This is a genomic window from Mesorhizobium sp. M1142 (assembly GCF_040318565.1).
Classification (GTDB): Bacteria; Pseudomonadota; Alphaproteobacteria; order Rhizobiales; family Rhizobiaceae; genus Mesorhizobium.
Genome location: NZ_JAMYMK010000001.1, coordinates 1 through 18,490 on the forward strand (window position 1 = coordinate 1; position 18,490 = coordinate 18,490).

General features: G+C 65.3%; 16 protein-coding genes and 1 pseudogene. 10 read left to right on the plus strand and 7 right to left on the minus strand.

All coding sequences use genetic code 11. From position 1 onward, the window contains the following. Window positions 1–196: 196 nt before the first annotated feature. The 4 genes and pseudogenes from NKH42_RS00005 (at window position 197) to NKH42_RS00020 (ending at window position 5,916) form a co-directional block, all read left to right on the plus strand. A complete protein-coding gene (locus tag NKH42_RS00005) occupies window positions 197–823 on the plus strand; it encodes a CDGSH iron-sulfur domain-containing protein (RefSeq protein ID WP_352737831.1) in 627 nt (208 codons plus the stop codon). Between the two features lie 97 nt (window positions 824–920). After that, window positions 921–1,292, plus strand: a pseudogene (locus NKH42_RS00010) (endonuclease domain-containing protein). 167 nt (window positions 1,293–1,459) lie between these two features. Continuing rightward, window positions 1,460–3,487, plus strand: coding sequence for a hydantoinase/oxoprolinase N-terminal domain-containing protein (locus tag NKH42_RS00015; protein WP_352691906.1), 2,028 nt, complete (start codon window positions 1,460–1,462; stop codon window positions 3,485–3,487). Window positions 3,488–3,741: 254 nt separating this feature from the next. Further along, entirely contained in the window at window positions 3,742–5,916 is a 2,175-nt protein-coding gene (locus tag NKH42_RS00020; RefSeq protein ID WP_352691908.1) for a malate synthase G, read from the plus strand. 223 nt (window positions 5,917–6,139) lie between these two features. Here NKH42_RS00020 and NKH42_RS00025 read toward each other — a convergent pair whose 3' ends face one another. The 4 genes from NKH42_RS00025 to NKH42_RS00040 form a co-directional block, all read right to left on the minus strand. Continuing rightward, on the minus strand, window positions 6,140–7,672 hold the full coding sequence (locus NKH42_RS00025) for a YifB family Mg chelatase-like AAA ATPase (RefSeq protein WP_352686193.1): 1,533 nt from the start codon (window positions 7,670–7,672) through the stop codon (window positions 6,140–6,142). Between the two features lie 163 nt (window positions 7,673–7,835). Continuing rightward, complete coding sequence (gene gshB, locus NKH42_RS00030; RefSeq protein ID WP_352751803.1) at window positions 7,836–8,777, minus strand: glutathione synthase; 942 nt, start codon at window positions 8,775–8,777, stop codon at window positions 7,836–7,838. A 220-nt stretch (window positions 8,778–8,997) separates the two neighbouring features. Next, entirely contained in the window at window positions 8,998–9,372 is a 375-nt protein-coding gene (locus tag NKH42_RS00035) for a GtrA family protein (protein WP_352751801.1), read from the minus strand. Window positions 9,373–9,380: 8 nt separating this feature from the next. After that, a complete protein-coding gene (locus NKH42_RS00040; RefSeq protein WP_352507085.1) occupies window positions 9,381–10,388 on the minus strand; it encodes a glycosyltransferase in 1,008 nt (335 codons plus the stop codon). Window positions 10,389–10,515: 127 nt separating this feature from the next. On the opposite strand from NKH42_RS00040, the gene NKH42_RS00045 reads away from it, so the two are divergent. The 6 genes from NKH42_RS00045 (at window position 10,516) to NKH42_RS00070 (ending at window position 16,849) form a co-directional block, all read left to right on the plus strand. After that, a complete protein-coding gene (locus tag NKH42_RS00045) occupies window positions 10,516–12,318 on the plus strand; it encodes a GtrA family protein (RefSeq protein ID WP_352751799.1) in 1,803 nt (600 codons plus the stop codon). Window positions 12,319–12,450: 132 nt separating this feature from the next. Then, window positions 12,451–13,218: an SDR family NAD(P)-dependent oxidoreductase gene (locus NKH42_RS00050; protein WP_254815718.1), complete on the plus strand. Its 768-nt coding sequence runs from the start codon at window positions 12,451–12,453 to the stop codon at window positions 13,216–13,218. Continuing rightward, the gene (locus NKH42_RS00055; protein ID WP_352507090.1) at window positions 13,218–14,168 is read left to right on the plus strand and encodes a 2-dehydro-3-deoxygalactonokinase; all 951 of its coding nucleotides are present in this window, start codon (window positions 13,218–13,220) and stop codon (window positions 14,166–14,168) included. Before NKH42_RS00050 ends, NKH42_RS00055 begins: the two co-directional genes overlap by 1 nt. Continuing rightward, window positions 14,165–14,803 (plus strand): 2-dehydro-3-deoxy-6-phosphogalactonate aldolase, encoded by a 639-nt coding sequence (locus NKH42_RS00060; RefSeq protein WP_352507083.1) that lies wholly within the window; start codon window positions 14,165–14,167, stop codon window positions 14,801–14,803. The genes NKH42_RS00055 and NKH42_RS00060 overlap by 4 nt, the downstream gene beginning before the upstream one ends. Further along, window positions 14,803–15,684 carry an SMP-30/gluconolactonase/LRE family protein gene (locus tag NKH42_RS00065; RefSeq protein ID WP_352686199.1) on the plus strand — a complete coding sequence of 294 codons (882 nt, stop codon included), beginning with the start codon at window positions 14,803–14,805 and terminating at the stop codon, window positions 15,682–15,684. Before NKH42_RS00060 ends, NKH42_RS00065 begins: the two co-directional genes overlap by 1 nt. 106 nt (window positions 15,685–15,790) lie before the next feature. After that, entirely contained in the window at window positions 15,791–16,849 is a 1,059-nt protein-coding gene (locus NKH42_RS00070; protein WP_352751797.1) for a D-alanine--D-alanine ligase family protein, read from the plus strand. Here the strand turns inward: NKH42_RS00070 and NKH42_RS00075 are convergent. From NKH42_RS00075 to NKH42_RS00085, 3 genes are read right to left on the minus strand one after another with little or no spacing between them, the layout of a single operon-like run. Continuing rightward, window positions 16,846–17,133: a DUF1330 domain-containing protein gene (locus NKH42_RS00075; RefSeq protein WP_254815722.1), complete on the minus strand. Its 288-nt coding sequence runs from the start codon at window positions 17,131–17,133 to the stop codon at window positions 16,846–16,848. The two genes, NKH42_RS00070 and NKH42_RS00075, sit on opposite strands and share 4 nt — an antisense overlap. 27 nt (window positions 17,134–17,160) lie before the next feature. Further along, on the minus strand, window positions 17,161–17,874 hold the full coding sequence (pyrF, locus tag NKH42_RS00080) for an orotidine-5'-phosphate decarboxylase (RefSeq protein WP_352686202.1): 714 nt from the start codon (window positions 17,872–17,874) through the stop codon (window positions 17,161–17,163). Continuing rightward, entirely contained in the window at window positions 17,871–18,467 is a 597-nt protein-coding gene (locus NKH42_RS00085; protein WP_352507080.1) for an NADPH-dependent FMN reductase, read from the minus strand. Before NKH42_RS00085 ends, pyrF begins: the two co-directional genes overlap by 4 nt. Window positions 18,468–18,490: the final 23 nt, after the last annotated feature.

Here is an 18,490-nt window from a genome sequence, read left to right on the forward strand (position 1 = left end):
ATCGCGCTCGTGTCCTCGAATGGCATCCCGAACCCCCCAGCGCAAAGCGCGCCAAACTGTTCGCGATGTCCTCGCACACCTGTTCCCGATGTCCCCGGTCCAAACAGGGGGGAGATCAGGCGCCCAGCCTCTCAGGCAGCTTGACGCCGTCCCGGCCGCCGCCATAGCGTGACGCCTTCAGCAAGGAGATGCACCCATGGCAGGCACGGTCGAAGGCGAAAAAATCGATATCGGCTTTTCCGGGCGCCGCTGCATCCATTCGCGCAATTGCGTGCTGGGCGATCCCCATGTCTTCGTGCCCAATGCGCCCGGCCAGTGGATCCACCCCGAGGCGGCCAGCGTCGAGAAGATCGTGGCGCTCGCCGAAGCCTGCCCGTCCGGCGCCATCACCTATATCCGCAAGGATGGCGGGCCGCAGGAGCAGCCGCCGGTGGTCAACACCGTGCGCATCAGGGAGAACGGCCCGCTGGCGGTGCACGCCGAGATCGTGCTTGGCGGCGAGACGTTCTTCCGCGCCACGCTGTGCCGCTGCGGCGCCTCGGAAAACAAGCCGTTCTGCGACGGCAGCCACGCCAAGGCAGGCTTCACCGCCACGGGCGAGCCGCCGCTGAAGGATACGCCGGCGCTGGAGGCGCGCAATGGCCCGCTGACCGTCACACCGACGACCAACGGCCCGCTCAAGCTCGAAGGCAATGTCGAAATCGTCACCGGCACCGGCCACACGGTCGACCGCACCCAGCGCGCCTTCCTCTGCCGTTGCGGCCATTCCGCCAACAAGCCGTTCTGCGATGGATCGCACAAGCGCGTGGGGTTTGTGGGGTAGGAGGGCTGTCCGGCCAAGCTGCCAATCTCCCCCCAAGTGGGGGAGATGTCCGGCAGGACAGAGGGGGGCGCCATAGAGCGCCAATTTCAGCAGTACAATGCCTCATACGCCATTGCCTCCAAAACACCGCGCAAATGCCCGATCGATGCGTAAGGTCATGACCTCTGCTGAATTGAAGCTCTGGAACGAGCTTCGCGCGCACCGGCTGATGGGGCTTGGCTTTCGGCGACAACTTCCGGTCGCCGGTTACATTGTCGATTTCGCCTGCCCGGAGCAGAAGCTGATCGTGGAAGTCGACGGCTCCTAGCATACCGAAGCCGATGCTGTTGCCAGAGACGAAGCAAGGACAGTGCGCCTGGAACAGGACGGCTGGACCGTCCTGCGTTTCTGGAACGATGACATCATCCGCGACATCGACAATGTCTGCCAGCATATCGTGATTGCGGCGGGGCTCGCCGAGGTGCCTTAGATCGTGGCAAGGTCGGCGGGACAGCGCCCCTCTGTCCTGCCGGACATCTCCCCCACGAGGGGGGAGATTGGCCGTCACCACGATCATCGCCCGTGGCCCAGCCATCACGGCTTTATCGATCGGCCGGTATCCGCTAAGGGGCGGAGACGAATTCTCCGGACGCAAATATGACCGCCAGGCCCAAACCCTCACCCCTGTTCCTCGGCATCGACACCGGCGGCACCTACACCGACGCGGTGCTGTGGTCGGAGGCCGGTGGCCCAAGCGGCAAAGTTCTGGCCAAGGCCAAGGCGCTGACGACGCGCCACGATCTCGCCGTCGGCATATCGGGCGCGGTCGATGCGGTGCTGCAAAAAGCCGGCACCGACCCGACTGCGATAAAACTGGTGTCGATGTCGACGACGCTTGCCACCAACGCGCTGGTCGAGGGCCAGGGCGGCCGGGTCGCGCTGGTGATGATCGGCTTTGCCGAGGGCGACCTTGCCCGCGACGGGCTGAAGGCCGCACTTGGCACCGATCCCGTGGTGTTCTGCCCCGGCGGCCACGATGTCCACGGCAATGCGGCAAAGCTCGATCTGTCCGGGCTGGAGGCAGCTTTGCCGGAATGGGAAAAGTCGGTGTCCGGCTTTGCAGTCTGCGCCTATTTCGCCACCCGCAATCCGGCGCACGAGCTAAGCGCGCGGAACCTGATCCGCGACGTAACCGGCCTGCCGGTCACCGCCAGCCACGAACTGTCGGCCAAGCTCGGCGGGCCGCGCCGGGCGCTGACGACCTTGCTCAACGCCAGACTGATCTCGATGATCGACCGGCTGGTCGCGGCAACCGAAGGCTTTTTGGCCGCGCGCAACATCGCCGCCCCGCTGATGGTGGTGCGCGGCGACGGCGCTTTGGTCTCGGCCGCCTTTGCCCGCCAGCGGCCGATCGAGACGATCCTGTCCGGCCCGGCCGCCAGCCTCGTCGGCGCCCGCCACATGACCGGCCTCGACGATGCCGTGGTCTCCGACATCGGCGGCACCACCACCGACGTCGCCGTGCTCGACAAGGGTCGGCCGCGGCTCGATCCGGAAGGCGCCACCGTCGGCGGCTTCCGCACCATGGTCGAAGCGGTCGCCATGCGCACCTTTGGCCTGGGCGGCGATTCCGAAGTGGCGCTGGAGGACGGCGTGCTCAACCCGAAAATCCTGCTCGGGCCGCGCCGCCTGGTGCCGCTGGCGCTGGCCGGCATGATACATGGCGAGGCGGTTGCATCAGAGCTGGAACGCCAGCTGCGGGCTCCCAATCCTGGTCGCATGGACGGACGCCTGGCGGTTCGAACCGGCGTGCCGGAGCGGCTGGCGGCCGGACTGACCGGTGCCGAAGCCAAGCTTTACGAACTGATCGGTGCCGTGCCGCAGGCTCTCGACAGATTGCTGACCTCGAATGCCCAGAACGCCACCTTGAACCGGCTGGTGTCGCGCGGGCTGGTGCATGTCGCCGGCTTCACGCCGTCGGATGCCGCGCATGTGCTGGGCAGGCAGGCCAATTGGGATGCGGCCGCGGCGCGTCTCGGCGCCGAGCTGTTCGCGCGCAGGCGCGACGGCCGCGGCCAGTTCATCGCCGCCTCGCCGGAGGCGATCTCGGAACGGGTGCTGACCGCGCTGACCCGCCTGTCGGCCGAAGTCATCCTCGAGACCGCCTTCGCCGAGGATGGGCTGGATGGCGCGGCGACCGTCGCCCATGCGCTGGTCCAGCGTGCCGTCGACGCCCATCCAGGCATCGCCCGCCTCAGCGTCGCGCTCGACCGTCCGGTGATCGGCCTCGGCGCCTCGGCGCCGCTGCACTATGCCGGGCTGGCTGAGCTGGTCGGCAATCGATGCGTGGTGCCGGAGGATACCGATGTCGCGAATGCGCTCGGCGCCGTCGTCGGCCAGGTCCGGGTCTCGGCCGAGGCGCGGGTCAGCCAGCCCAAGGAAGGGCTGTTCCGTGTCGCCTCAGGCGAAAGCGTGCGGGACTTCAACGACGAGGCGGCGGCAATCGCGGCGGCGGAGAAAGATGTGCGGGCGATTGCCGCTGGACGCGCGAAGGACGCCGGCACCGACAGCGCCGAGATCGAAATCGCAAGCGAGTTCCGCGTCTCGACCGTCGAGGGCCAGCGCATGTTCATCGAGGCGCATGTCGTGGCGATCGCGTCGGGACGGCCAAGGATTGCGGTGTGAGCGCGTAATCTCCCCCCTCGAGGGGGAGATGTCGCCGAAGGCGACAGAGGGGGTCGCCTCGCATGAAGCGCGACTTCCTTGTGCCGCAGGAGGCCGAGCCCGGTCGAACCGACCCCCTCTGGCCGCTTCGCGCCCATCTCCCCCTCGAGGGGGGAGATCGGCAGCGAAAACGCCCTACCTTCACCTAAGCCGAATTGACCCTGCCACCCTGACATGTCAAAGGCCCGGCCTAGCCTTCGTCTGGAGAAGCCCTGATGACCGATCGCGTCGAGATCGCCGGATTGCGGATTGCCCGCGAGCTTCATGATTTCGTCGTGAACGAGGCGCTGCCGGGCACCGGCATCGAGGCGGAGGCATTCTGGAACGGTTTTTCGGCCATCGTCCATGATCTCTCGCCAAAAAATCGGGCGCTGCTCGAAAAGCGCGACGCCATGCAGGACAAGCTCGACCGCTGGTACCGCGACAATGGCGCGCCCGTCGACATGGAGGCCTACAAGACGTTCCTCCGCGAGATCGGCTATCTCCTGCCCGAGGGGCCGGCGTTCAGCGTGACCACCGAAAATGTCGACCCTGAAATCGCTTCGGTCGCCGGGCCGCAGCTGGTGGTGCCGGTGATGAACGCGCGTTATGCGCTGAACGCCGCCAATGCGCGCTGGGGTTCGCTGTACGATGCGCTCTACGGCACCGATGCCATTCCGGAGACGGACGGCGCCGAGCGAGGCAACAAATTCAATCCGGCGCGCGGTGCCAAGGTCGTCGCCTGGGTGAAAAGCTTCTTCGACGAGGCGGCGCCGCTCACCACAGGCAAATGGGCCGGCGTCAACGGGCTTTCGGTCGCCAACGGCATGTTGCGGCTCGGCGAGGGTGCCGGCGCCACCACGCTTGCCGACCTCAAGCAGTTTGCCGGCTATCGCGGCGATGCCGCCAATCCCGAAGCCGTCCTGCTGGTCAAGAGCGGCCTGCACATCGAAATCGTTGTCGACCACAACAACCAGATCGGCCGCACCGATCCGGCCGGCATTGCCGATGTCGTGCTGGAATCGGCGCTGACCACCATCCAGGACTGCGAGGATTCGGTCGCCGCGGTGGATGCGCAGGACAAGGTGCTGGTCTACCGCAACTGGCTCGGCCTGATGAAGGGCGACTTGGCGGAAGAGATCACCAAGGCCGGCAAGAGCTTTGTCCGCAGGCTCAACCCCGACCGCACCTATACCGCGCCGGATGGCGGCACGCTGACCTTGTCCGGCCGCTCGCTGATGCTGGTCAGGAATGTCGGCCACCTCATGACCAATCCGGCGATATTAGACCGCGAAGGCAACGAGGTGCCGGAAGGCATCATGGATGCGGCGCTGACGGTGCTGATCGCGCTGCACGACATCGGCCCGAAGGGGCGGCGCGCCAATTCTCGCGCCGGCTCAATGTATATCGTAAAGCCCAAGATGCACGGGCCCGACGAAGTTGCCTTCGCGGTCGAGATTTTCGACCGCGTCGAAGCGCTGCTCGGCATGGCGAAAAACACCATCAAGATGGGCATCATGGACGAAGAGCGGCGCACCACCGTCAACCTCAAGGAGGCGATCCGCGCCGCGAAAGATCGCGTCGTCTTCATCAACACCGGCTTTCTCGACCGCACCGGCGACGAGATCCACACCTCGATGGAAGCCGGCCCGATGATCCGCAAGGGCGACATGAAACAGGCCGCCTGGATTGCCGCCTACGAAGCCTGGAACGTCGATACCGGCCTCGAATGCGGGCTGGCCGGCCGCGCCCAGATCGGCAAGGGCATGTGGGCGATGCCCGACCTGATGGCGGCAATGCTGGCCGAGAAAATCGCGCACCCCAAGGCCGGCGCCAACACCGCCTGGGTGCCGTCGCCGACGGCAGCAACCCTGCATGCCACGCACTACCACAAGGTCGACGTCCACGCCGTGCAGCAGGCTCTGAAGAGCCGGCCCAAGGCCAGGCTCGACGACATCCTGTCGGTACCGGTGGCAAGGCTGCCGAACTGGTCTCAGGAAGACATCCAGAAGGAGCTCGACAACAACGCGCAGGGGATTCTGGGCTATGTCGTGCGCTGGATCGACCAGGGCGTCGGCTGTTCGAAAGTACCAGATATAAACGACGTCGGCCTGATGGAGGACCGCGCCACGCTGCGCATCTCCTCTCAGCACATCGCCAACTGGCTGCATCACCGCGTCTGCACGCCCGAGCAGGTCATGGAGACGATGAAGCGCATGGCGGCTATCGTCGACCGCCAGAATGAAGGCGATCCGCTCTACCGGCCGATGGCACCGGAATTCGACAAGTCCATCGCCTTCCTCGCCGCCTGCGATCTCGTCTTCAAAGGCCGCGTCCAGCCCAACGGCTACACCGAGCCAGTGCTGCACGCGCGGAGGTTGGAATTGAAGGCGAAAGGGCAGGAGCGATAGTCGCCAGCGTCCCCCTCCCCTCAAGGGGAGGGTGGCCCGAAGGGCCGGGAGGGGTCCTGGGTGCAGTGCGCTGACGCCCATTCTGACGATGCGCCTCGGGAAGAGCACGGCAACGCTCCGCACGCGGATCGGTTTCGAAATACAGCAAGGCCGAGGGTCCCACCACTGACCCCACCCGGCCGCTTCGCGGCCACCCTCCCCTCAAGGGGGAGGGGAGCGTCCCTCACGCCGCTTGTGCCATCCGCTCCGAACTCATGCGGTAGGAAATCGCCTCGGCCAGATGGATGCGGCCGACCGTCTCGCTGGCCTCAAGATCGGCCAGTGTCCGCGCCACCTTCAAGACGCGGTGGTAGGCTCGTGCGGAAAAGCCGAGCTTTTCGCTGGCATCCCTCAGCAGCGACAGGCCGGCGGCATCCGGCATGGCGATCTCCTCGATGACCGACGGCGAGCAATGCGCGTTGGTGGTGGCGGAGGTCGCGCCGAGCCGTTCGAAACGCTCACGCTGGATCGTACGGGCGCGGGCGACGCGTAGTGCCACAGCTGCGCTCTTCTCCGCCCGGTCCGGCCGGATCAGATCGCTGGCCGAGACCGCCGGCACCTCGATCCTGAGATCGATGCGATCGAGCAGCGGGCCGGAAATGCGCGCCTGGTAGTCGGTGCGGCAGCGGTCGCCGCGCAGGCAGCGATAGCCCGGCTCGCCGGCCATGCCGCAGCGGCACGGGTTCATCGCCGCGACCAGCTGGATGCGCGCCGGATAGGTGACGCGATGATTGGCGCGCGCGATCATGCAGTCGCCGGTCTCCAGCGGCTGGCGCAGCGCATCGAGCGCCTGCGGCGAGAATTCGGGAAACTCGTCGAGGAACAGCACGCCGTGATGGGCGAGCGAGGCCTCGCCCGGCCGCACGCGCAACCCGCCACCGACCATCGCCGCCATCGAAGCCGAATGATGTGGCGCGCGGAACGGCCGCCGGTCGGTGAGCTTTCCTTCCCCGAGCTCGCCGGCCACCGAGGCGATCATCGAGACTTCGAGCAATTCCCTGGGCGCCAGCGGCGGCAGGATCGACGGCAGCCGCTGCGCCAGCATCGACTTTCCCGACCCCGGCGGCCCGACCATCAAAAGATTGTGGCCGCCGGCGGCCGCCACCTCCAGCGCCCGCTTGGCGGTCTCCTGGCCCTTGATGTCGGCAAGGTCGGGCAGGTCGCGCGCCGCGGCATGGATGCCGGCTTCCGGCCGTGACAGAACTTGCGTGCCGCGAAAATGATTGGCGATGGCAATCAGGCTGCGCGGCGCCAATATGTCGAAATCCTTGCCGGCCCAGGCCGCTTCCGGCCCGCAGGCGAACGGGCAGATCAGGCCCTTGCCTTCGGCATTGGCGCCTATCGCCGCCGGCAGCGCGCCGGCCACCGCGGCAATGGTGCCGTCGAGCGATAATTCACCAAGCACGACATAGCCGGCCAGCATGTCGCCCGGAATGGCGCCGAGCGCCGCCATCAGCCCGAGCGCGATCGGCAAATCGTAGTGGCTGCCTTCCTTCGGCAGGTCGGCGGGTGCCAGATTGACGGTGACCTTCTTCGACGGCATCGACAGGCCGGATGCATGAAGTGCTGCCTGCACCCGCTCGCGGCTTTCGGCTACAGCCTTGTCGGCCAGCCCGACGATGTGCATGTTGACCTTGCCCGGCGCGATCATCACCTGCACGTCGACCGGCACGGCCTCGATGCCTTGGAAAGCAACCGTGCGAACCCGCGCCACCATGTCTTCACCCCGGATGCAGGCTTTTGCCCCAAGCCTTTGCGATCATGCCGCGAACGGCGTCACCGGAGACAACCACAGATTTCCGGCGAAGGCAAGAACATTTGGGGAACGGCTGAACGCAACGGCTGCGATGGTTTGCAACGCGGCCGCTCGCGAAGCGAGGCTAGCTCCGCTTCTCCTCCACCGCATTCCAGAACAGGCTGGCGATGTCGGCGCCGCCGAAGCGCTGCACTTCGCGTATGCCGGTCGGTGAGGTCACGTTGATCTCGGTCATGTAGTCGCCGATGACGTCGATGCCGACGAGGATGAAGCCGCGCTCCTTCAGCGAGGGGCCGATGCGGGCGCAGATCTCGCGTTCGCGTTCCGTCAGCTCGGTCTTTTCGGCGCGGCCGCCGACATGCATGTTGGAGCGCGAATCGTGCTCGGCCGGCACGCGGTTGATGGCGCCGACAGGCTCGCCGTCGATCAGGATGATGCGCTTGTCGCCAGCCCGCACCTCCTTGAGGTAGCGCTGCACGATGTAGGGTTCGCGGAACATCTGGCCGAACATTTCGAGCAGCGAGGCGAGGTTGCGGTCGGCCTCATGCAGGTGGAAAATGCCGGCGCCGCCATTGCCGTAGAGCGGCTTGACGATGATATCGCCGAACTCCTTGCGGAAGGCGGCGACCTCGAACGGATCCTTGGTGATCAGCGTATCCGGCATCAGGTCGGGAAATTCGGTGACGAAGATTTTTTCCGGGCTGTTGCGCACCCAGGCCGGGTCGTTGACCACCAGCGTCTTCGGATGGATGCGCTCGAGGATATGCGTGGTGGTGATGTAGTTCATGTCGAAGGGTGGATCCTGCCGCAAAAGGATGACGTCCATCTCCGAAAGATCGGTGCGGACTTCTTCGCCCAGCGAATAATGGTTGCCCTTCTCGTCGCGGACCTGCATCGCCTCGATACGGGCAAACACCTTGCCATCGCGCAGCGACAGCCGGTTGGGCGTGTAGTGGAACAGCTGGTGCCCGCGCCGCTGCGCTTCCAGCGACAGCGCAAACGACGTGTCGCCGGCAATCGACACGGTGGAGATGTGGTCCATCTGGACGGCGACTTTCAGGGGCATGGGTGCTCTCCGGCGCACTTGGAGCGACGTGCGTCCACCTGGACGCACATACGCTCCAACATTCTTGAATCTATGCATCGTGCTTTCCGAAAATAGATTCCGATTTTTCGGGCCGATGCATCGACGAGAGCGATATAAGGAAATCGGCGGCCTCTGCCAATCGGCCAAGGTCATGATAAGGCTGCGCTTCGCTTGGCGCAGGCCCCAATGCGATGTGCGTTCAGCGGTCGAAGACCAGCCTGGAATAGCCGAGGAAGGACAGCGCCATGGCAACCAGTGAGGCGACCGCAAGGGCGACGAGCGGCGGCACCATCGGCAGCGCGAACAGCATGGCGCAATAGACGAGATAATTGACGAGGCTGGTGGCAATGCCGACGCCGCCATAGCGTGCGCCCTCTTGCGCGACGCCGCGGCTGGAAGGCGAGAAGGTCAGATGGCGGTTGATCAGCCAGGTGACGGACAGGGCAAAACCGATCGAGATGATGCGAGCCGCGAAGGGGCCAAGCGGCGCTATCGCCAACACCAGCCAAAGCGCCGCCGTGTCGGCGACCAAGCCGATGCCGCCGGCGACAATGAAGCGGGCGAGGCGTCCCATTTAGAGATCTAAGCCGCCCGCGGGGTCTTGCGCGGTCCGGCCTTCAAAGTCGCGAGCGCGCTTGCGCGTTCACGTTCGACGCGGCCGGAAGGCATCGACAGATAGAAGATGCGCTTCTGCTCGGCCCGGCCGCGCGACACCGAATCGAGGATTACCCCGGTCACCGCCGCCAGCATCGACAGCAGCAGCAGCCCGACCGACAGCACCCACGTCGGCATGCGCGGCACAAGCCCGGTTTCGGCGAACTCGATCAGCACCGGCGCCATCAGAAACAGGCTTGATGCCAGGAAGAACACTGAAAAAGCGCCGAAGAAACGCAGCGGCTGCGTCTCCTTCATCAGCATGGCGAACATCCACAGGATCTTCGCGCCGTCGCGAAAGGTCGATAGCTTCGACGAGGAGCCTTCCGGCCGTCGGCCATAGTCGAGCCCGATCTCGCTGACCGGCAGTTTGAGTTGTGAGGCGTGCACCGACATTTCCGTCTCGATCTCGAAGCCGCCGGAAACCGCAGGAAAGCTCTTGACGAAGCGCCGAGTGAAGGCGCGGTAGCCGGAGAAGATATCGGTGAAGTCGGAGCCGAACAGCCGCTTGTAGAGGCTGTTGAAGATGCGGTTGCCGAAGGCATGACCGGTCCTGCCGCCATCGTCGGTGACGCCGCGCCTTGTGCCCACCACCATGTCGGAGCGCTCGGTCAGCAGCGTGTTGATCAGTTGCGGCGCGTCCTCCGGCGCATAGGTGCCGTCGCCGTCGGCCATCAGGTAGATGTCGGCCTCGATGTCGGCGAACATGCGGCGCACGACATTGCCTTTGCCCTGGCGCGGCTCGCGCACCACGATGGCGCCGGCGGCGCGGGCTCGGAGCGCCGTCAGGTCGCGCGAATTGTTGTCGTAGACATAGATCGCGGCGGAAGGCAGCGTTTCGCGAAAGCGCCGCACCACTTCGCCGATCGTCAGCTCCTCATTGTAGCAGGGCAGCAGCACGGCGATGCTCGGCTCATGGCGCACGTCTTGTGGCATTTTCGTCTCCGGATGCCCCGTGAGGCCCTGACCGCTCAAACGCTGGCCTCGCTCGGGCGGCTTTACTATTTATTGAAGCTGTTAAGGCTAGGTTTAAGCCGCCCCGTATTCCTCCAAAGGTCCTGATATGAGCACAGCCGACGATGGCGCCTTCATTTGGAGGTCCGATATCGCGCTGGCGCTGCTTGCCACGGTGCTGGCAACTGCCGTCAATGCCTTTGCCGGCTTCCCGGCACTGACCAATGCCGGCGGCGACAACGACAATCTGCTGCGCCTCGTCGAAGTTCGCGACATGCTCGCCGGCCAAAGCTGGTTCGATCTCCACCAGTACAGGATGGGCCTGCAAGGCGGCTTCGTCATGCACTGGTCGCGCCTGGTCGATGCGCCGATCGCCGCCATCATCATCGCCGTATCGGCCCTGACCGGCAGCGCGGCGCTTGCCGAGAATGTCGCGCAAGTGCTGTGGCCGGCGCTGCTCTTCTGCCTGACCGTATTTTTCACGGCTCGCGCCGCGCGCAGCTTTGCCGGGTGCGGCGCTGTGCTGCCGGCTGTCATCGTCGGCGCTGCCGCACTGCATTTCCTCGGCATTTTTTCGCCTGGCGCGCTCGATCACCACAATATCCAGCTGATGCTGAGCATGGCCAGCCTGAGCTTGTTGCTTGAAGCGCCATTGCGCAAGGCGGCGGCATTGCTCTCCGGCCTATGCGCCGGGCTGATGCTGGCCATCGGTATGGAAACCGCGCCCTACGTTGCCACCATCGGCGCCTATGTCGCCATGCTGTTTGCCCTCGACGCCAATGGCGAGAGGCTGATCGCCAAGGATTTCGGCCTCGGCTTTGCCGGCGTTTCCGCTCTCGTCTTTGTCGCCACCATTGCGCCATCCGCCTGGGACCAGGCGCAATGCGACGCATTCTCAACCGTGCAGTTCGTCGTCGCAGCGATTGCCGGAACCGGCCTTGCGGCGACAGCGTCGATCGAGCCGGCCGGCCGCACGCGCCAACGGCGCATCGCCTCACTTGGCCTGCTCGCCATGCTATTGGGCGCTGTCGTCGTCTTGTTGTTCCCACAATGCCTGGCAGCGCCCTATGCCAATCTCGATCCGCGCCTCAAGGAGCTATGGCTTGATCACATCGACGAGGCGCAGTCGCTGTTCAAGCTGCTCGCTGAAGATTCGGCCGGGGTGGTGGCGCGCTATGCCACGCCGCTCATTGCGCTCGTGCTGATGGCGCTTCGCCTTGGCCGCGGTGGCTGGCGGCGGCAGGACAGCCTTGTCGGCGCGCTGCTTGTCGTGGCCTTCATCGTCAGCGCCTGGCAGGTACGCGGTTCGACATTCTCGATCGCCTTCGCCGTCATTCCGCTTGCCGCCTGGATTGCCAAATGGCGTCAACGGGCCGAGGCCAGCGCGTCGCGCGGTGTGGCGCTGCGCATGGCTGCCGTCTGGCTGGTTTCGGTGAATGCGGTCTGGACTGGGGCTGCCGCGGCGACCTCGGTAGCCTTCGACCACAGCAACACCACGGCGGATAATGGCGACGGCACCGACGTCGCTTGCCAGCGCAAGGCCTCCTTTGCGGCACTCGGCCGCCTGCCCGGCACCACCGTGCTGGCAATTTCCAATCTCGGATCGCCTATCCTGGCCTATTCCGGACATCGCGTCTTCGCCGGGCCTTATCATCGCAATGTCGCCGGCAACCTGCTGGCGCTCGATGCCTTCCTTGGGTCCGATGCCGATGCCAGGACGGTCGTCGCGGATCATAACGTCGGCCTCGTCGCGCTGTGCCCCGGCAGCGCCGAAAGCAAGCTCCTCGCAGCCAAGGCGCCGGCAGGCTTTCTTGCCGGGCTGATGCGCGGCAGCGTGCCGGAATGGCTTGCGCCGGTTGCCGGGACCAGCGGAGCCGCCGTCGAATTGTACCGCGTCCGGGTGGGCGGCTGATCGATCGGCGGCGCGTGCGGCCTTTTGTCGGACATAAGTCGCGCCAATCCACTCTTTCGCCCTTGCCCGCCCGACACGGCTGGATAGGATGCGCGCCGGCCGACCGAGATCATTGGACCGGGAGAGAATTTCATGATGCCATCGGCACGCTTTGCCGACCTCGAAGGCGCTTCGGTGCTGATCACCGGCGGCGGCTCCGGCATTGGTGCTGCCTTGACCGAAGGTTTTGTCCGCCAGGGGGCAAAGGTCGCCTTTATCGATATCGCCGACCGTCCGAGCCTGGCGCTGGCCGATCGGTTGGACAAGGAACTCGGCCGGCGGCCGTTCTATCTCAAGACCGACATACGCGACATCGAGGCATTGCGGGTATCAATCGCCAAAGCCGCCGAGGCGCATGGCGACGTGACCGTGCTGGTCAACAATGCCGCTCAGGATGACCGTCATGCCGTCGAAGACGTCACGGTCGAGTTCTGGGACAACAACCATGCCATCAACCTGCGCCCGCATTTCTTCAGCGCACAGGCGGTGGCGCCGGGCATGAAGCGGGCCGGTGGCGGCTCGATAATCAATTTCACCTCGACCTCGTTTCTCATCAACCATCCCGATATGCCGGCCTATACCGCCGCCAAGGCCGGCATCGTCGGCCTTACCAAGGGTCTCGCCGGCAAGCTCGGTGCCGACGGCATTCGCGTCAACGCGATCGCGCCCGGCTGGGTAATCACCGAGCGGCAGAGAAAGCTCTGGGTCACCGAACAGGCGCTCGCCGCTCACGTCGCCAAGCAGTGCATCAAGCGTGTGATGCAGCCGGAAGACATTGTCGGCACCGTGCTGTTCCTGGCGTCGGATGCTTCACGCATGCTGACCGCGCAGATGCTGATCGTCGACGGGGGGTTCCTGTGATCTCACCGAGCAAGGCAGCTTCCGTCGCAGCCGTCGACTGGGGCACCACCCGCATGAGGGTATGGCTGCTCGACGGCACCGGCGACGTTCTCGCCGAGCGGCGCGGCGATGACGGACTGATCACCGCTCAGGCTAAAGGGTTTTCGTCCATTCTCGAAGGGCATCTGGCCGCCATGGGCGCACCCGAAAACCTGCCGGTCATCATTTGCGGCATGGCCGGCTCGCGCCAGGGCTGGCTGGAGGCGCCCTATGTCAGCGTTCCCACGCCAATCGGCGCTATCCTGGCCGAAGCTGCCCGCATTCCCGGCCAGCGCCGCGATATCCGCATTGTGCCCGGCCTTGCCCAGCGCCTCGCCGATGCACCTGACGTCATGCGCGGTGAGGAAACGCAGCTTGCCGGAGCCGGTTTGCCGGCAAAGGGACGTCACCTCGTCTGCATGCCCGGCACCCATTCGAAATGGGTGCTGGTCGAGGACGGCTCTGTTGCCGGGTTCGGCACCTGGCCGACCGGCGAGCTGTTTTCGGTGCTGGCCGCGCACTCGATCCTGCGCCATTCGCTGGGCGAGCCGCCGCAGCCGGTTGCCGCCGAAAGTCCGTTTTTTCGGGACTGGTGCCTGAAGGCGTTGGCCGAAGGCGGTGACGTCGTTTCAAGTTTGTTCTCGATCCGCGCTGCTAGCCTGTTGCAGGACCTGAAGCCCGAAGATGCCGCCGCCTGCCTGTCCGGCCTGCTGATCGGCGGCGAGATCGCTTCGGCAAATCGCCGTTATGAAGCAAGCGCTGTGCCCGTCGTGCTGATCGCGTCGGGCGCACTCGGCACGCTCTATGCCGAGGCGCTCGGCCTTGCCGGGCTCGCTTTCAGGGCCGTCGACGCCGACGAGGCGGTGCGTGCCGGCCTTGCCGAAGCCGCGCGCGAGAATGGCATGATCGCCAAAAATGGAGTTGCCGCATGACCGAAACCGCACCTTTTCCAAAGCTCGAGCGGGGTCTGGTCGCGATCCTGCGCGGCCTGAAGCCAAGCGAGGCGGTGGCGATCGGCCAGGCGATCTTCGGCGCCGGCATCGAAGCGATCGAGGTGCCGCTCAACTCGCCCGAGCCCTTTGCCTCCCTAGCCAGCATTGTCGAAGCGCTTCCTCCAACAGCTCTGGTCGGCGCCGGCACGGTGCTCACCGCCGCCGATGTCGACGGTCTGCACAAGGCCGGCGGGCGGCTGCTGGTCAGCCCCAATATCGATGCCGAGGTCATGGGCCGTGCCATGCAGTACGGTATGGTGACAATGCCCGGCGTGTTCACGCCGACCGAGGCATTCCAGGCCATCCGGCTCGGTGCTTCGGCACTGAAATTCTTCCCGGCGAGCGTGCTTGGCGCGGCAGGCATTTCGGCGATGCGCGCGGTGCTGCCGGCCAATGTGCTGGTCGGCGCCGTCGGCGGCGTTTCAGACAAGGATTTTGCCGGCTATAAGGCAGCCGGCGTCAGCGTCTTCGGTCTTGGCTCCAGCCTGTTCAAGCCGGGCATGAGCGTCGACGAAGTGGCAGCACGGGCGAAAGCCGCAGTTCAGGCCTGGGACGCGGCGTTTGGAGTGGCATGATGAGCGAGACAATCGTTTCGGTTTTTTCCGACCATGTCTGCCAATTGGGCGAGGGACCAAGCTATGACCCTGCGACCGACACGCTCTACTGGTTCGACATCGTCAACGGCCAGCTCCTGGAAAAGCGTTTGTCCGGCGGTGCGGTCAAGATCCACGAGCTCCGCCAGATGGCCAGTGCCATTGCCGTCATCGACGACCAGCGTCAGCTGATCGCCACCGAGACCGGCCTGCATGTCCGCGACGTCGCGACCGGCAAGCTGACGCTGCACACCCCGATCGAGGCCGATAATACGGTCACCCGCTCGAACGATTCGCGCGTTCATCCTTGCGGCGCCCTCTGGGTCGGCACAATGGGCAAGGGCGAGGAGAAGGCCGCCGGTTCGATCTACTGGTTCTTCAAGGGCGAGCTGCGCCGGCTCTATGCGGATATCACGGTGCCCAATTCTATCTGCTTTTCCGAGGATGGGTCGATCGCCTACTACACCGATACCAGCACCGGCCTGTTGATGCGCGTCGGCTGCGATCCGGCGACCGGCCTCCCGGTTGGCGAACCGAAGGTCTTCGTCGATCACCGTTCGGCCAAGGGCTATATCGATGGTTCGGTGCTCGACCGCGACGGGATATTGTGGAACGCTTGCTGGGGCGGCAGCGTCGTCGAAGCCTATGGACCCGACGGCAAGCTTGTCCGTTCGGTGGCGATGCCGACGACGCAGCCGTCCTGTCCGGCTTTCCTCGGCAGGAATGCCGACCGGATCGCGGTCACCTCCGCCTGGTCGGGCAAGAGCGAGAAGCAGCGCCTGCTCGACCCGCAAGCCGGCATGACGTTTATGCTCGACATTCCGGTCAATGGTCGCTTCGAGCCGCGCGTGCTGATCGCCTGAGGACAGTTGCTGTCGTGCAGGCGTCCGGCTGACGTCGGTTGCGCGCAAGCCGAATACGTTCGCCGTGCGATGGTAGGCAATCGTGCTGCCAGGAGCCGTTCCACCCATGTCAAGCCGCAAGCCGAAGCTGATCCTTGTCTACGAGCCGGAACAGGCCTGCTTCGATCGGCTGGTCGCCGATAACCACGTGCCGGAGCGTGCCGCCGAAATCGCCTCCTACCTAGCGCAATCGACCGACATCGCTGCTGAATTCGACGCACTTGCCGCCGCTTGCCAAACGCGCGGCTTGTCGTTTGCGCCGGTGGCGCTCGACGACGCCGCAAGCGTTCTCGCCGGCGAAGTTCCGAAGACCTCGCTTGTCTGGACGTTGACCGATGGCATTGCCTATTTCCGCGGCGGCGCGGCACCGGCTCTGGCACGGCTGAATGGCTTCGACGCGATCGGCGCCGACGATGCGTTGTTCGCGCTCTGCCAAGACAAGTTCCGGTCCGGCGCCGTGCTCGGCGCGCTTGGCCTGCCGGTGCCGCAGGCGGGCCTTGCCCGTGACGGGGCGTGGCTGGTCGCGCCGCCGGCCTCGCCCGCCGGCTGGTTCGTCAAGCCGAACCGGCTCGGCGCCAAGATCGGCATCTGGCCGGATTCGCGCTGCCACGATCTCGGCCATGCGCTGAAGCTTAGCCGGCGCGTATTCGCCGCCTATCGCGACGATGTCGTCGTCCAGCCCTATGTCGCCGGACGCAATGTGCGGGCGAGCTTTCTCGGCCTGAAGCCGGATACCGGCATTGAGGCGCTCGGCGTCGCCTTTGTCGATTCCGGCGGCGATTTCCAAACCATGCAGGACAGCCTGGCGCTTTACGGCAATACCGGCGAAGCGGCCAAAGCCACCGGAAATTACGCCGAGCCGTTGCTGCTTCCCGTTGACGCCAGCCAGCCTCGAGCCGATGCAAGAATCCGTCGCATCGCCGAAAGCCTGATGGTCGGGCTTGGCCTGCGGGACGTCTTTTCCATCGACTTCCGGGTCGAAGCCGACGATAGCGTGCATCTCATCGAGTTCGAGGTCTGCCCCGGCCTGCCTTGCTTCGATTTTCGCGATTACTGTCGCAAGCAATGGGGCCTGAGCCTCGCCGATGTGATGGCGGAGGCAGCGGCGAACCGGCTTCGCGCCTAAATCCCCTCGACCAGGACGATCTCGCCATCGGCCACCTTCTGGCGGATCGCGACGGCGCGCTGGTATTCAGGCGAGTGGTAGCAGTCATGCGCCACCGCAAGCGACGGAAACTCGATGATCACGTTGCGGTCGCGGCCCGGTCCCTCTGCCTTCTCATGCGCGCCGCCGCGCGCCAGGAACTTGGCGCCGAAGCGGTCGAAGGCCAGCTTGGCGGCTGCGACATAGTCCTTGTAGCCTTCCGCATCGCGCACATCGACGCGAGCGATCCAGTATCCCTTGGGCATGGTATTTCTCCGGGTTAATTCCTGGCATCAGGCCGAGCGCATTTCATCGAGAATGGCTTCCGCCGCCGCCCGCCTGTCGGTGGCGCCGACGATCGGCCGGCCAACGACGAGATGGCTGGAGCCGTTGCGGATCGCCTGCGCCGGCGTCACCACGCGTTTCTGGTCGCCATGGTCGCTGCCCTTCGGTCGGATTCCCGGCGTCACTACCGCCAGATCGGGGCCGACGATGCGGCGTACCGCCTCCGCTTCCTCGGCCGAACAGACGATGCCGCCCATGCCGGCATGCAGCGCCTGCTCGGAGCGCCTCAGCACCAGCCTATGCGGGTCATATTCATAGCCGGCGTCGATCACGTCTTGCTCGTCCATCGAGGTCAGCACGGTAACCCCGAGCAGGCAAAGGTCGCTGCCCCTGGCAGCCTCGACCGCCGCCTTCATCGTCTTCGGATAGGCGTGGATGGTCAGCATGCTCATGCCCATCCTGACGATGTTGTCGACCCCCTTGGCAACGGTGTTATCGATGTCGAGCAGCTTCATGTCGAGAAAGATCCTGGTGCCGCCGCTGGCCAGCTCGCGGGCGAAGTCGAGCCCGCCGGCAAAGGCGAGCTGGTAGCCGATCTTGTAGAAGGAGACGATCCCGTCGAGCTCGCGCACCGCCTTCTCGGCTTCCCTCAGCGTCGGCAGGTCGAGGCCGACGATCAGCCTTTCCTGAATTGTGTCGGCACGCGCGGCGTCCGGGATCATGCCTCGATCCGCGTCGACAGCATGCGCGAGGTTTCGATCAGCGTTCGGCATAGGTGCTCCATCGATTGGCGTAGTCTTTCGTCCCGGAAGTTGCCTTCGTCGTCGAAGGCGCTACCGCCCTCCGGCACCGAACACTCCGGTGTCACCACCTCCATCCGGCAGCGCACCAGCACGGCGCGCAGATGGTTGATGCAACGTATCCCTGCAAAGGGTCCGCTGGAAGACGAGCAGAGGCCGGCGACCTTGCCGGCAAGCGGCCTGAACGTCCGGCCCCCATCCTTGCGCAGTTGGCTCACCCAGTCGATGGTGTTCTTGAGCAGCGGCGGAATGGAGCCGTTATATTCGGGCGTCGCGATCAGCAGGCCGTCATGGGCGGCGATCATCCGGCCGAGCCTGACGGCGTTTTCGGGAATGCCTTCGTCCTTTTCCAGATCCTGGTCGAGGATTGGCAACGGATAGTCGGCGAGCGAGATGCGGGTCACCTCCGCGCCCTGCATGGCAAGTTCCTTCTGCGCCACGTCGGCAGTCCTGCCGCTATAGGCGCCGCTGCGCACCGAACCGGCGACGACGAGAATTTTCGGGATGATCGGCATCGCAATCCCTTGCTGTGGCGGCA